Consider the following 13,703-nt stretch of genomic DNA (forward strand, 5'->3'; position numbering starts at 1 on the left):
CGACGACACCCGCACCCTGCGCCGCGCACCGAGGGCGCGCTCACCGTCGTCGAGGACTCGCGCGAGGGCACCCACCCGCTGGCGCGACCGCGACCGCGCACGGCGCGACCGCACCGGAGCTGCTCGCCCGACCGCCCGGTGGAGGAGCGGCTGCGCCCCCACTGGTCGGTCACCCTGGGCCGTCCCCGTGGACGGCGACGGGCGGCCCGCGCGCCCCCGCACCAGCCCCCGTCGTGCACGCACCCACCCCCAGCGACGAGCCGCTCGGCGTGCCCGCGCTGCTCATCGCGTCCTTCCCGCTGGACACCACCCGCCGGCACGCCGCGCCCGGCCCGCTCACCGACTACCTGATCCAGCAGGCCGCCGACGCCTACACCGCCCTGCTCGCCGACTGGCGGCCGGTGACCGAGGGGATCATCGACCTCGTACCCGGCCCGCTCGGCAAGGGCGAGCTGGACGGGGCGCTGCGCCAGGCCATCCTGCAGCGGCTGCCGCGCACCGCGTTCCTGCCGCCCGCGGCCCGCCCCCGGCACGAGGAGGACGGCGACGACCTGCCCGAGGCGCTGCGCCCCCGCGACGCGGAGGTCGTCGAGGGCGCGGGCGCCGACACGGTCCGGGTGCTCGCCGAGGTGCTGCCGACCCTGCTGCCCGCCGGCCTGGAGCGCCGCGTCGAGCTGCGCACGCTGGGCGTGGCCCGGCTGCCGCTGACCGACGCGATCGACCGGCTGGCCGGACTGGAGAAGGACCCGGGCTGGTGGCACGAGCTGTACGAGTCGCTGGCCGGCGTGGACCCCGACCGGCTCACCGGCCTGCCGGTGCCGCTGGCCGACGGCCGTACCACCATCGGCCCCCGCCAGGTGCTGCTGCCCACCCCGGACGCCGCCCGCATCGACCCGGACGTCCTGGCCCGGCTCGGGCTGAAGGTCGCCCACGAGGACGCCGCGCACCCGCTGCTGGAGAAGCTCGGCGCGCTGCCCGCCGGCCCGCGGGCCGTGCTGACCACCCCGCAGGTGCGGGCCGCGGTCGCCGCCTCCCTCGACGACGACGGCGTGTCCTGGGAGGAGGAGGGCCTGGACGCGGAGGAACTGGCCGACACCGTCCTCGCCCTCGTCCGGGACGCCGATCTGGAGCCCGGCGAGGAGCCGTGGCTGGGCGCGCTCGCCCTGCCCGACGAGGACGGCGAACTCGCCCCCGCCGGTGAACTGGTCTTCCCCGGCAGCGCCTTCCACCAGGTCATGCGGGAGGGCGAACTCGCCTGCGTGGACGCCGACCTGGCCGCCAAGTGGGGCGAGCAGCCGCTCGCCGCCTGCGGGGTGCTGGCCGCCTTCGCGCTGGTCCGCGCCACCGACGTGGTCCTCGACCCGGACGAACTGGAGCCCCGCGAGGGCGAGTACGCGCAGCCCGACGACCCCGGGCTGCTGGACGCCGTCGACGTGTGGTGCGAGGACGTCCTCGACCGCTTCCCCGACACGCCCGTCCCGCCGGTGGCCACCGAGATCGTCGCGGTGCGGGACCTGGACCTGGTCGACGACGACGCCTGGCCGCAGGCGCTCGCGATGCTGGCCCGGCCCCCGCTGCGGGACGCCCTGGTGCAGCCGGTGCGCATCCTGCTGCCCGACGGCACCCACGAGGTCGTACGCCCGTACGCCGCCTGGTGGCTGCGCGGCCACCCCGTGCTCGACGGCCGCCGCCCCGCCGGCCTGCTCGCCGCCGGCGGCGACCCGCTGCTGCGCGGCCTGTACGACGAGGCCGACGCGACCGGCTTCGACGACGAGCAGGTGCTGCGCGCGCTGGGCGTGCGCACGTCGGTCGCGGCCCTGCTCGACGAGCCGGGCGGCGCGGCCGAACTCCTCGACCGCCTCGCCGACCCCGACCGGCACGTCACCGCCGCCCAACTGCACGGCCTGTACGGCGCGCTGGCCGAGCTGGACCCCGACCAGGTCACGCTGCCGGACGAGCTGCGCGCGGTCGTCGACGGCGAGGTGCGGGTGGTGGACGCCGCCGACGCGGTGGTCGTCGACTCACCCGACCTGCTGCCCTTCACCGAGGGCGTGCCGCTGCTGCCGGTACGGCCCACCCGGGCGGCCGACCTGGCGGAGCTGTTCCAGGTGCGGCGGCTGAGCGAGTCCGTCACCGGCCAGGTCACCTCCGAGGGCACCGAGCACGACGTACCGGAGTCCGTGCGGGTGCTGCTCGGCCCGCGCACCCCCGAGGCGTACGTCGAGCACGACGAACTCGTGGTGGACGGCGTGGAGATCGACTGGCGCCTCACCGACGACGGCGTCGTGCACGCGGCCACCCTGGAGGGTGTGGCGGCGGGCCTGGCCTGGGCGGCGGGCCAGTGGCCCCGCCGCTTCGAGGTGGCGGCCCTGCTGGAGGACCCGTCGCGGACGGCGGAACTGGCCCGGGACCGCTGGTTCGACTGACACCCGCCGCCCCCGGAACCCCGGGGGGACGGCGAAGGCCCCGGCCGCACCACGCGGCCGGGGCCTTTCCCGTCACCGGCTCAGGCCGGTCAGCGCACGTCGACGTTGTCGACCCACGAGTACGACCCGGCCGTGCTCGCGTCGCCCGCGTAGTGCAGGCGCCAGCCGCCGTCGTTCCAGGCGGCGCGCTTGAGAACCACCGTGCCGGTGGAGTCCGTCGTGCCGGTGGCCAGGGTGGACCAGGTGGTGCCGGAGCCGGCCATCTTGAACTGCAGCTCGACCTTCTGGCCCGCGAGGCCGGCCGGCGCCCCGTACTCCCAGGCGGCACCGGACAGCTTGCCGGTGACGGTGAGGGTCGCGCCGCGGGTGATCGGCTGCGGGGCGGCGGCGATGGTCAGCGCGGTGGACCGCTGGAGGGTGATTCCGCCGGCCGGGGCCGGGCCCTGGAACTGGGTCGACCGCTCGGTGCCCTGCACGAGGGCGCCCGCCGTCCAGGTGCCGGACAGCTTGTTCAGGCCGAGCGCTTGGCCGCCGTCCAGGCCGAACATCGCCGTGCAGTCGTAGTACCGCGTGGTGCCCTGCCGCAGGGTGCACTGGGCCGGGGCGGACAGCAGGCCGTCCGGCCGGTCGTAGGTGCCGTGGTGCAGGGTGACGGTCGCCGACTCCAGGCCCGTGGTGGTGTTGACGACGAAGCGGGCCGGGAACGTCACCCCGGTCGTGCCGAGGACCAGCGGGCGGTTGTTGTTGACGGTCACACCGCTGACCGAGATCGGGCCGGTCCGCAGGGCCGTCGCCGGGGCCGGGCCGGCGAAGGCACGGGTGACGGTCTGGGTGACCGTGCCGCCGCTGGTGTCGCGGCCCGCGATCCGCAGGGAGACGAAAGCGGCCGTGGAGGGCACGTCGACGGTCGCCGTGCCGGAGGCCCCGCCGTCGCCCCCGACCGGGGCTGTCCGCCAGGTGGCGCCGTCGTCGACGGAGTACTCGACAGAGGTCAGGGCCGGGTCGTAGGAGTGGCCGCCCCGGTTGCGCAGGGAGACGTCGACGGCGACCGGGCCGGCGGCGGCGTGGTTGCGCACGTCGAGCGAGGGCACGTCGACGCCGACGTCGAGGAGCGGCAGAACGGTCCGGTCGAACTTGCTGAGGACGCTCCCCGAGAGCAGCCAGTCGGTCGTGACGCGCGGCGAGAGCCGGGTGTGGGTGCCGGCGCGGGTGACCGTGTGCCGGATGCCGTAGGTGGCGTACTGCCCCACCGGGAGCTCGTAGTACTCGTGGAACTGCAGCGGGCCGGACCGGCCCAGCTGCTGCCCGTCCGCGGTGATCTCGAAGGTGTGCTGGGCGTCGAACTCGGTCCCGTACTGGCCGTTCGCGCCGCTGGTCGGGCCGTCCTCGTGCAGCCGGAACGTGCCCTGGAACCAGGACGAATCGGGGTTGGGGCCGCCGGACACGGTGTACGGCGCCTGTCCGAAGGTCTCCCCCGGGAGCTCGCCCGGGCCGCTGCCGGCCGTGATGTCGGGCAGCCATGCGGACTGGCTGCCCTGGTACAGCAGGCGGCTGTACGTCAAGCCGGGCGTGAGGTAGTGCGTGAACGTGCCGCCGGTGGGGATTCCGCCCGGCGTCATCACCCCGTCCTCGCCCGTGTGCGGCCAGACCTCGAACTGCGCACTCACGCCGGCTCCCGGCGCCCGCACCGTCGTGCGGGTCTTCACCAGGTCCGCGGTCCTGACGGTGGCCACCGGGTTGGCCGGGACGCCGTCGCGGAAGCGGTGCAGCAGGTCGTAGCGGTAGGGGCTGGGGCGGTTGGGCGTGGAGCCCTTGCGGCCCAGCGTGTCCTGCACGCTCAGCGTCAGACCGCTGAAGGAGATCGGGGTGACGCGGACTTCGTTGCCCCAGCCGCCGGCGAATCCGGCGATGCCGTGGCCGCCCGGCAGGGAGTACCAGATGGCCGCCGACTGCCGGACCGCGCTCGCGTCGTCGGTCGCGATCCGCGTGGGCTTCGTCAGCTTGGCGTCCAGCGTCACCGTCATCGGCGCCGCGCCGACCGTGAACGTCTTCGCCATCAGCAGGCTGGGCTGCTGCCAGGTGTTGTAGACGCCGATGGTCAGGTAGTCGCCCGGCGGCAGGTCGACGGTGCCGAAGTCGTCGAACTGCTCCTCGCGCACGTCGTAGTACTGCCAGGTGCTGCGGTTCCAGACGTGGATCAGGGGGCCGATCTGGTAGGCGTTCACCAGGTCGATCTTCACCCGCTGGGTGGCGGCGGTGGCGGCCGCCGTGCGGGCGGACCCGTCGCCTGCCGTGGCCCCGGCCCCGCGGTCGCCGAGCACCGTCGTGGGCTGCGGGGCCCGCCGGCCGACCGGCGTCACCTCCGTGCGGCCGCCGATCTCGGCGAAGGCGTAGGCACCCGCGGGCTTGCCGTCCGGGCCCGTCACGCGCAGTGCGCCCCGGTCGAGTTCGGCCGTCTCGCCGGTGCTGAGGCGGGCCTTCGCCGGCGCCGGGGTGACCGTCGTCCGGTCCGGCCGCTTCTCCTGCGCGCCCGCCGGGGCCGTGAGCGCCGCCGCGGCCACGGCGGCCCCGCACACCACCCCGGTCACACGGGCCCAACCTGTCGTACGACGCATGCGCGCCCCTCACTCGTCACTGATGCTGCACAGACAAGACGCACCAGCGACCGGAAGGTTGTACGACGTTCAGCGCGGTCCTGATCAAGTCCCCGCGACGGGGACTATCCGAACCAGCGGGTGGCCTAGGCCGGGAACCGCCGCCCCACCCACCGCCAGGCCAGCTCCAGCACCGCCGACCCCGCCACCGCGACCGCGACCGCCGTCCACGGCATCTGCATCCCCACCAGCTTCAGCGCGAAGAAGCGCTGCAGCTCGGGCACCACCAGCACCAGCAGGAAGGCGGCGCCCATCGCGGCCACCAGCGCCACCCGCCACCAGGTGTAGGGCCGGGCGATGATCGCCAGCACCCACATGGAGATCAGGAAGAGCGTCAGCGTCGCCGCGCTGGTCTCCGCGTCCAGCGAGCCCGGGCCCGTGTAGTGGTGCCGGGCCAGCAGATACGTCACGAAGGTCGCCACCCCGGCCACCAGCCCGCCCGGGACGGCGTACCGCATCACCCGGCGGACGAAGTGCGGCCGGGCCCGTTCCTTGTTGGGGGCGAGGGCCAGGAAGAAGGCGGGCACGCCGATGGTGAGCGTGGACAGCAGGGTCAGGTGCCGGGGCAGGAAGGGGTACTCCACCTGCCAGCACACCACGAGCAGGGCCAGCAGCACCGAGTACACCGTCTTCACCAGGAACAGCGTCGCCACGCGCGTGATGTTGCCGATGACCCGGCGGCCCTCCGCGACCACCGACGGCAGGGTGGCGAAGCTGTTGTTCAGCAGCACGATCTGCGCGACCGCCCGGGTCGCCTCGGAGCCGGACCCCATGGAGACTCCGATGTCGGCGTCCTTCAGCGCGAGGACGTCGTTCACACCGTCGCCGGTCATCGCGACCGTGTGCCCGCGCGACTGGAGCGCCCCCACCATGTCCCGCTTCTGCTGCGGGGTGACCCGGCCGAACACCGTCGCCTCGTCCAGCTTCCGCGCCATCTCCTCCCGCCCGGCGGGCAGCCGCCGCGCGTCCACCGCCGTGCCCTTCAGCCCCAGCTTGGCGGCGACCGCGCCGACGGAGACCGCGTTGTCGCCGGAGATGACCTTGGCGCGCACGTTCTGGTCGGCGAAGTAGCGCAGGGTGTCGGCGGCGTCGGAGCGCAGCCGCTGCTCCAGCACGACCAGGGCGGCGGGACGGGCGCCGCGGGCCACGTGCGGGTCGTCCAGGTCGCCGGCGGCGCGGGCGAGCAGCAGGACGCGCATGCCCTCCTCGTTCAGCCGCCCGGTCTCGGCGAGGGCGGGGTCGTCGTCGGCGAGCAGCACGTCCGGTGCGCCCAGCAGCCAGGTGCTGGTCTCCCCGCCGCCCTCGTTGAAGGTGGCGCCGCTGTACTTGCGGGCGGACGAGAAGGGCAGCGACTCGGTGCAGCGCCACTCCTCGGTGTCCGGGTAGGCGTTGATGATCGCCTTCAGGCTGGCGTTGGGCCGTGGGTCGGACTCGCCGAGCGCGCCGAGCACCTGCCGGACGTAGGGCTCGGGGTGGCTGTCGAGCAGGCGCAGGCCGGTGACGTCCATGCCGCCCTCGGTGAGGGTGCCGGTCTTGTCCAGGCAGACGGTGTCGACGCGGGCGAGGCCCTCGATCGCGGGCAGCTCCTGCACCAGGCACTGCTTGCGGCCGAGCCGGATCACCCCTATCGCGAAGGCGACAGACGTCAGCAGCACCAGCCCCTCGGGGACCATGGGCACGATGCCGCCGACGGTACGGGCGACGGAGTCCTTGAAGCCGTGCTGCTTGACCACCAGCTGGCTGATCACCAGGCCGATCGCGGTGGGCACCATCATCCAGGTGACGTACTTCAGGATCGTGGAGATGCCGGTGCGCAGCTCGGAGTGGACGAGGGTGAACCGGGACGCCTCCTCGGCGAGCTGCGCGGCGTAGGCCTCGCGGCCGACCCGGGTGGCCTGGAAGGCGCCGCCGCCGGCGACGACGAAGCTGCCGGACATCACCGGGTCGCCGGGGTGTTTGACGACCGGGTCGGCCTCACCGGTGAGCAGCGACTCGTCGATCTCCAGGCCGTCGGTCTCGACGCACACCCCGTCCACGACCACCTTGTCGCCGGGCCCGATCTCCAGCAGGTCGTCGAGCACGATCTCGGAGGTGCCGACCGTGGTGGCCGTGCCGTCGCGCCGCACGGTGGGCCGCACCTCGCCGATCACGGCGAGCGAGTCGAGGGTCTTCTTCGCCCGCCACTCCTGCACGATGCCGATGCCGGTGTTGGCGAGGATCACGAACCCGAACAGGCTGTCCTGGATCGGCGCGACGAACAGCATGATCAGCCACAGCACGCCGATGATCGCGTTGAACCGGGTGAAGACGTTGGCGCGGACGATCTCGGCGAGCGAGCGGCTGGAGCGCACCGGCACGTCGTTGACCTGTCCGCGCGCCGTCCGCTCGGCGACCTGCGAGGCGGTCAGCCCGGTCGGCGGGACGGACGGCACCGGCACGGGGTGCGCAGGGTCGAGTTCGGCGCCCGCGTCGATGTGCGTCATGCATTCGACGGTACGTGCGGATCGGGGCGTTCACCCCTTGGGCAATCAGCCCTTCCGGACACGGGGGGCGTCAGCCGTCCAGGGCGTTCTCCCGCTCTGCCGCCGCCCGCTTGATCGCCGCGTCCCGCTTGCGCACGTACCAGATGCCGATCAGCCCGAGTCCGGCGCCGGCCAGGCAGGTCCACAGCCACCAGGTGTGCCCGTGGTCGTCGAACCAGCCGTAGAACGGCAGCTGGGCCAGGAAGAGGACGAACCACAGGATCGTGCCGCCGGTGATGGTCGCTACTACCGGCCCTTCGAGGGGTTCCGGAGCCTCGTGCCTGGGGGTCCACTTCGCCATGGAGCACAGCTTACGAGCCGATCAGGTCTACGCGCGGAGATGGCAATCATGAAGCTCATATGTTCATACTGAAACCGTTTGCCTGTGACCGTTTCTACTCGTAGGAAACCACAAATGTCCACCTCGGCACCAGCCAAGGTCCCCGCGCCCGAGCAGCCGGGCAAGGCGCCCGCCTACGGCGCCCTCGACCGCTACTTCAAGATCTCGGAACGTGGCTCCACCCTGGCGCGCGAGGTCCGTGGTGGTCTGGCCACCTTCTTCGCGATGGCCTACATCATCGTGCTGAACCCGATCATCCTCGGCAGCGCGAAGGACATGTACGGCCACCAGCTCGACAACGGTCAGCTGGTCACCGCCACCGCTCTGACGGCCGCCTTCACCACGCTGCTGATGGGCGTCATCGGCAACGTGCCGATCGCGCTCGCCGCCGGCCTCGGCGTGAACTCGGTCGTCGCCCTCCAGCTCGCCCCGCGCATGTCCTGGCCGGACGCGATGGGCATGGTCGTCCTGGCCGGCTTCGTCGTCATGCTGCTGGTCGCCACGGGGCTCCGCGAGCGCGTGATGAACGCCGTGCCCTACAGCCTGCGCAAGGCGATCTCCATCGGCATCGGCCTGTTCATCATGCTGATCGGCCTGGTCGACTCCGGTTTCGTCTCCCGCATCCCGGACGCCGCCCACACCACCGTCCCGCTCCAGCTCGGCGGCGACGGTCACCTCAACGGCTGGCCGGTGCTGGTCTTCATCCTCGGCGCCCTGCTCACGCTGGCCCTGATCGTGCGCAAGGTGCCCGGCGCCATCCTGGTGTCGATCGTCGTCATGACGATCGTCGCGATGATCATCGAGGCCGTCGCCAAGGTGCCCACCTGGGGTCTGACCACCCCGAAGTGGCCGGGCAACCCGGTCGCCACGCCCGACTTCGGGCTGGTCGGCAAGGTCAGTCTGTTCGGCGGCTTCGACAAGGTCGGCGTGCTGACCGGCGTCCTGTTCGTCTTCACGGTCCTGCTGTCGTGCTTCTTCGACGCCATGGGCACGATCATGGGCGTCTCCGACGAGGCCAAGCTGACCGACGCCAAGGGCCAGATGCCCGGCATCAACAAGGTCCTCTTCGTCGACGGCATCGCGGTCGCGGCGGGCGGCGCCAGCTCCTCCTCCGCGACGACCTGCTTCGTGGAGTCCACGGCCGGCGTCGGCGAGGGCGCCCGCACCGGCTTCGCGAACGTCGTCACCGGCAGTCTGTTCGCCATCGCCCTGTTCCTGACGCCGATCGCCACGATGGTGCCGTCCCAGGCGGCCACCCCGGCGCTGGTCGCCGTCGGCTTCCTGATCCTGGCCGGCTCGGTCAAGGAGATCGACTGGGCCGACTACACGATCGCGATCCCGGCCTTCGTGACGATGCTGATGATGCCGTTCACCTACTCGATCACCAACGGCATCGGCATGGGCTTCGTGACCTTCACGGCCCTGCGCCTGGCGGCAGGCCGGGGCAAGGAGGTGCCGGTGGCGATGTACGTCGTCTCGGCCGTCTTCGCCTTCTACTACCTGATGCCGGCCCTGGGCCTGACGTGAGTCATGTGAGCCCGGGAGTCATGTGAGCCCGTGGCTCATGTGAGCCCGTAGAACTTCTCCGTCTCCTCGACGGCGGCCTGGAACCGCTCGTCGAAGTCATCCCGAATGAGCGTCCGGACGACATAGTCCTGGACGCTCATTCCTCTTTTCGCCGCGTGGTGCCGGAGCCTTTCGAGCAGCTCCCCGTCTATCCGCAGGCTGAGCACGGTGGTCCCCATGCACACGAGGGTCGCCGCAGCGTTCCGGCCGGTGCGTCACGTTCCGCTCCCGGATCACCCATATGAGTGATCTCTTGCATCAGTGACCGGAGTCACGGGCATATCTGAGCGCGTTCGGCAGTTGTTAGCCAGAGTAATGAGTTACGCTAAAGACATGCCGGACCTGACCCATGGCGACGATGCCGCCGCCGTGAACTCCCTGCGCTCCGCCGTGATGCGGTTGTCCCGTCGGCTCAAGCACCAGCGGGTCGACGAGTCGCTGAGCCCCACCGAGATGTCGGTGCTGGGCACCCTCGCCCGCTGCGGCTCGGCCACCCCGGGCGAGCTCGCCCGCAAGGAGCACGTGCAGCCGCCGTCGATGACCCGCATCGTCGCGCTGCTGGAGGCCAAGGGCCTGGTCCGGCTGGAGCCGCACCCGGAGGACCGGCGCCAGAAGGTCGTCACCAAGACCGAGCAGGCCGAGGCGATGCTCGCCGAGAGCCGCGCCAAGCGCAACGCCTTCCTGGCCGCCCTGGTGGAGAACCTCGACGAGGACGAGTGGGCCGCCCTGCGTGCCGCCGCCCCCGTGCTGGAGAAGCTCGCACATCTGTAAGCAGTCGTATCAAGGAGGCGAACGCTTTTGAGTACGGGAACCGGAACACCTTCCGCCCCCGGACCAAAGACCACCCACAACCCCCGTAGCTCCTCCTCGATGTTCAGCTCGCTGAAGATCCGGAACTACCGCCTCTTCTTCCTCGGCCAGGTCGTCTCGAACACCGGCACCTGGATGCAGCGCATCGCCCAGGACTGGCTGGTGCTCAGCCTCACCGGCTCCGCGACCGCCGTCGGCGTCACCACCGCCCTGCAGTTCCTGCCGATGCTGCTCTTCGGCCTCTACGGCGGTGTCCTCGTCGACCGGCTGCCCAAGCGCCGCACCCTGCTGTTCACGCAGGCCGCCATGGGCGTCACCGGCCTGGTGCTGGCCGCCCTCACCCTCACCGGGCACGTCGAGGTCTGGCACGTCTACGTCGCCGCGTTCCTGGTGGGCCTGGCCACGGTCGTCGACAACCCGGCCCGGCAGTCCTTCGTCTCCGAGATGGTCGGCCCCGGCCAGCTGCAGAACGCGGTCAGCCTGAACTCCGCGAACTTCCAGTCCGCCCGCCTGGTCGGACCGGCCGTCGCCGGCCTGATGATCACCGGCGTGGGCACGGGCTACGCCTTCCTCTTCAACGGCCTGTCCTTCGCCTTCACCATCGCTTCGCTGCTGCTGATGCGCGCCCGTGAACTGCACGTCGTCGAGCGCGCACCGCGCGGCAAGGGCCAGCTGCGGGAGGGTCTGCGCTATGTCGCCGGCCGGCCCGAGCTGATCTGGACGATCGCGCTGGTCGGGTTCATCGGCACCTTCGGCTTCAACTTCCCGGTGTACCTGTCGGCCTTCGCCGACGACGTCTTCCACGCCGGCGCCGGCTCCTACAGCCTCTTCAACACCGTGATGGCCATCGGCTCCCTGGCCGGCGCCCTGCTCGCGGCCCGGCGCGGCACCTCCCGGATGCGGGTGCTGATCGGGGCGGCGGTGCTGTTCGGCGTACTGGAGACGGCCGCCGCGGTGGCTCCGTCGCTGTGGCTGTTCGCGCTGCTGATGGCGCCCATCGGCATGTTCGGCATGACGGTCAACGTCACCGCCAACACCAGCGTCCAGATGTCCACCGACCCGGCGATGCGGGGCCGTGTGATGGCGCTGTACATGATGGTGTTCATGGGCGGCACGCCGATCGGGGCGCCCATCGCCGGCTGGATCACCGACGCGTACGGCGTCCGGGCCGGCCTCGCGGTCGGCGGCGTGATCTCGGCCCTGGCGGCGGCCGGTATCGCCCTGGCCCTGGCCCGGGCGGGCGGCCTGCGCCTGTCCGTCGGCTGGAACAGCGGCCACCCGCACGTGCGCTTCGTTCCGCGCGAGCGGCGCGAGGAGCTGGCGACCGCGGCGTGAGGCTCCGGGCGTCTACGGGGCCTGGGCTCAGTCGCGGGGGAACTCGTCCGGATCGGCCATGCCGGTCCTGTCCACGACAGTGGTGACTGTGCCGCTGCACAACGATACGCACGGTGACCGGGACAGGCCCCGGCGTGTGCGTGCCCGGAGGCACACTGGCCCCATGAGACTCTTCGCCGCCGTTCTGCCGCCCGACGACGTCACCCGCGAACTCGCCGCCGAAGTGGACGCGTTGCGCAGGCTGCCGGGCGCGGACGGGCTGCGCTGGACCGGCCGCCCCGGCTGGCACTTCACCCTCGCCTTCTACGGCGAGGTGGACGAGGAGGTCGTCCCCGATCTGTCGGAGCGGCTGGCGCGGGCCGCCCACCGCACCGCTCCCTTCGAGATCGCCCTGCGCGGCGGCGGCCAGTTCGGGCACGGCCGGGCGCTGTGGACCGGGGCGGACGGGGACGTGGAGGACCTGCGCCTGCTGGCCGACCGGGCCGAGGCGGCCGGCCGCAAGGCGGGCGTGGAGATGGGCGAGCACCGCCGGTACAAGGCCCATCTCACGGTGGCCCGCAGCCGGGCCGCGGTGGACGTACGGCCGTACGTGGCGGCGCTGCACGCGTTCGCCTCCCCGCGCTGGACGGTCGGCGAGCTGGTCCTGATGCGCAGCAACCTGCCGCGCTCGGGCGTCCCCGGCGAGCAGCCCCGCTACGAGGCGGTCGACCGCTGGTCACTCGGCGTGTCCGGCTAGGCTCGACGCCGTGGACCCGAAGACCCGTAACCGGATCATGGCCGCCGTGCTCGTGCTGATGTTCGTGGTGGTGATCGTCGCGGCGGCGGTGGGCAAGTAGCCCCCGCGCCGCCGCGCACCCGTACCCGCGGTCCGGCCGTATCTACCAGGCGAACGCCTCCGGCGACGGCCCCGGGCCCGGGAAGATCTCGTCCAGCCCGGTCAGCAGCTCCTCGCTCAGCTCCAGCTCGGCCGCCTTGATGGCCGACTGAAGCTGCTCGGCCGTACGCGGGCCGACGATCGGGCCGGTGACGCCGGGCCGGGTCAGCAGCCAGGCCAGCGCGACCTCGCCGGGCTCCAGGCCGTGCTTGTCGACGAGGTCCTCGTACGCCTGGATCCGCGCACGGGCGGCCGGGTCCTTGAGGGTGTCCGCAGCACGTCCGGAGGCCCGGCGTCCGCCCTCGACCTCCTTCTTGATCACGCCGCCCAGCAGCCCGCCGTGCAGCGGCGACCAGGGGATGACGCCGAGGCCGTAGTCCTGCGCGGCCGGGATGACCTCCATCTCGGCGCGGCGCTCGGCGAGGTTGTACAGGCACTGCTCGCTGACCAGGCCGATCGTCCCGCCGCGCCGGGCGGCGATCTCGTTGGCCTGGGCGATCTTGTAGCCGGGGAAGTTGGAGGAGCCGACGTAGAGGATCTTGCCCTGCTGGACCAGGACGTCGATGGCCTGCCAGATCTCCTCGAACGGGGTGGCCCGGTCGATGTGGTGGAACTGGTAGAGGTCGATGTGGTCCGTCCGCAGCCGCTTGAGGCTCGCGTCCACGGCCCGCCGGATGTTCACCGCCGAGAGCTTGTCGTGATTCGGCCAGGCGGGGCCGCCGTCGGCGGCCATGTTGCCGTACACCTTGGTGGCGATGACGGTCTTCTCGCGCCGCCCGCCGCCCTGGGCGAACCAGTTGCCGATGATCGACTCGGTGCGGCCCTTGTTCTCGCCCCAGCCGTAGACGTTGGCGGTGTCGAAGAAGTTGATCCCCGCGTCCAGCGCCGCGTCCATGATGGCGTGGCTGTCGGGTTCGTCGGTCTGGGGGCCGAAGTTCATCGTGCCGAGGACGAGTCGGCTGACCTTGAGTCCGGTGCGTCCGAGCTGCGTGTACTCCATGGTGTCCTAGCCAACGGCTTGAAGTGCGCTCGAAGCAAGGTCAGTCGCGGGGAAGCCGTCGGTCCTCAGGACGAGGTCGACGACGGTGCCGGTGAGGTCGATGTCGGTGCCGAAGTCGACGGGCGTCCGCGTCCGGTAGTCACCGTCCTGGGGGTCGGTATGGACGTAGCAGCGGC

At 72.1% G+C, this 13,703-nt stretch carries 9 protein-coding genes and 1 pseudogene; 5 read left to right on the top strand and 5 right to left on the bottom strand.

The window, feature by feature from the left end:
• Positions 1-2,426 (top strand): annotated as a pseudogene (locus C3489_RS32355) (molecular chaperone Hsp90); the annotation flags it as partial.
• 89 nt (positions 2,427-2,515) lie between these two features.
• On the opposite strand, the gene C3489_RS32360 reads toward C3489_RS32355, so the two are convergent.
• The 3 genes from C3489_RS32360 to C3489_RS32370 form a co-directional block, all read right to left on the bottom strand.
• On the bottom strand, positions 2,516-5,041 hold the full coding sequence (locus C3489_RS32360) for a hypothetical protein (RefSeq protein ID WP_146075380.1): 2,526 nt from the start codon (positions 5,039-5,041) through the stop codon (positions 2,516-2,518).
• Between the two features lie 125 nt (positions 5,042-5,166).
• Complete coding sequence (locus C3489_RS32365; protein ID WP_103785682.1) at positions 5,167-7,563, bottom strand: HAD-IC family P-type ATPase; 2,397 nt, start codon at positions 7,561-7,563, stop codon at positions 5,167-5,169.
• Between the two features lie 70 nt (positions 7,564-7,633).
• Positions 7,634-7,903 (bottom strand): DUF2530 domain-containing protein, encoded by a 270-nt coding sequence (locus C3489_RS32370; RefSeq protein WP_103785683.1) that lies wholly within the window; start codon positions 7,901-7,903, stop codon positions 7,634-7,636.
• A gap of 114 nt (positions 7,904-8,017) precedes the next feature.
• Between C3489_RS32370 and C3489_RS32375 the strand changes: the two genes are divergently transcribed.
• Positions 8,018-9,469 carry an NCS2 family permease gene (locus C3489_RS32375; protein WP_103785684.1) on the top strand — a complete coding sequence of 484 codons (1,452 nt, stop codon included), beginning with the start codon at positions 8,018-8,020 and terminating at the stop codon, positions 9,467-9,469.
• A gap of 35 nt (positions 9,470-9,504) precedes the next feature.
• On the opposite strand, the gene C3489_RS32380 is transcribed toward C3489_RS32375, so the two are convergent.
• Positions 9,505-9,687, bottom strand: a complete 183-nt coding sequence (locus C3489_RS32380) for a ribbon-helix-helix protein, CopG family (protein ID WP_181139930.1) — start codon at positions 9,685-9,687, stop codon at positions 9,505-9,507.
• Positions 9,688-9,841: 154 nt separating this feature from the next.
• Here C3489_RS32380 and C3489_RS32385 point away from each other — a divergent pair, with 154 nt between their 5' ends.
• The 3 genes from C3489_RS32385 (at position 9,842) to thpR (ending at position 12,389) form a co-directional block, all read left to right on the top strand.
• On the top strand, positions 9,842-10,279 hold the full coding sequence (locus C3489_RS32385) for a MarR family winged helix-turn-helix transcriptional regulator (protein WP_103785686.1): 438 nt from the start codon (positions 9,842-9,844) through the stop codon (positions 10,277-10,279).
• Between the two features lie 99 nt (positions 10,280-10,378).
• Positions 10,379-11,653, top strand: coding sequence for an MFS transporter (locus C3489_RS32390; RefSeq protein WP_103785687.1), 1,275 nt, complete (start codon positions 10,379-10,381; stop codon positions 11,651-11,653).
• A 163-nt stretch (positions 11,654-11,816) separates the two neighbouring features.
• On the top strand, positions 11,817-12,389 hold the full coding sequence (thpR, locus tag C3489_RS32395) for an RNA 2',3'-cyclic phosphodiesterase (RefSeq protein ID WP_103785688.1): 573 nt from the start codon (positions 11,817-11,819) through the stop codon (positions 12,387-12,389).
• 142 nt (positions 12,390-12,531) lie between these two features.
• On the opposite strand, the gene C3489_RS32400 is transcribed toward thpR, so the two are convergent.
• Positions 12,532-13,527 carry an aldo/keto reductase gene (locus C3489_RS32400; protein ID WP_103785689.1) on the bottom strand — a complete coding sequence of 332 codons (996 nt, stop codon included), beginning with the start codon at positions 13,525-13,527 and terminating at the stop codon, positions 12,532-12,534.
• Positions 13,528-13,703 lie beyond the last annotated feature (176 nt).

Origin of the sequence: Streptomyces sp. Ru71, from assembly GCF_002920535.1 — a bacterium.
Lineage (GTDB): Bacteria > Actinomycetota > Actinomycetes > Streptomycetales > Streptomycetaceae > Streptomyces.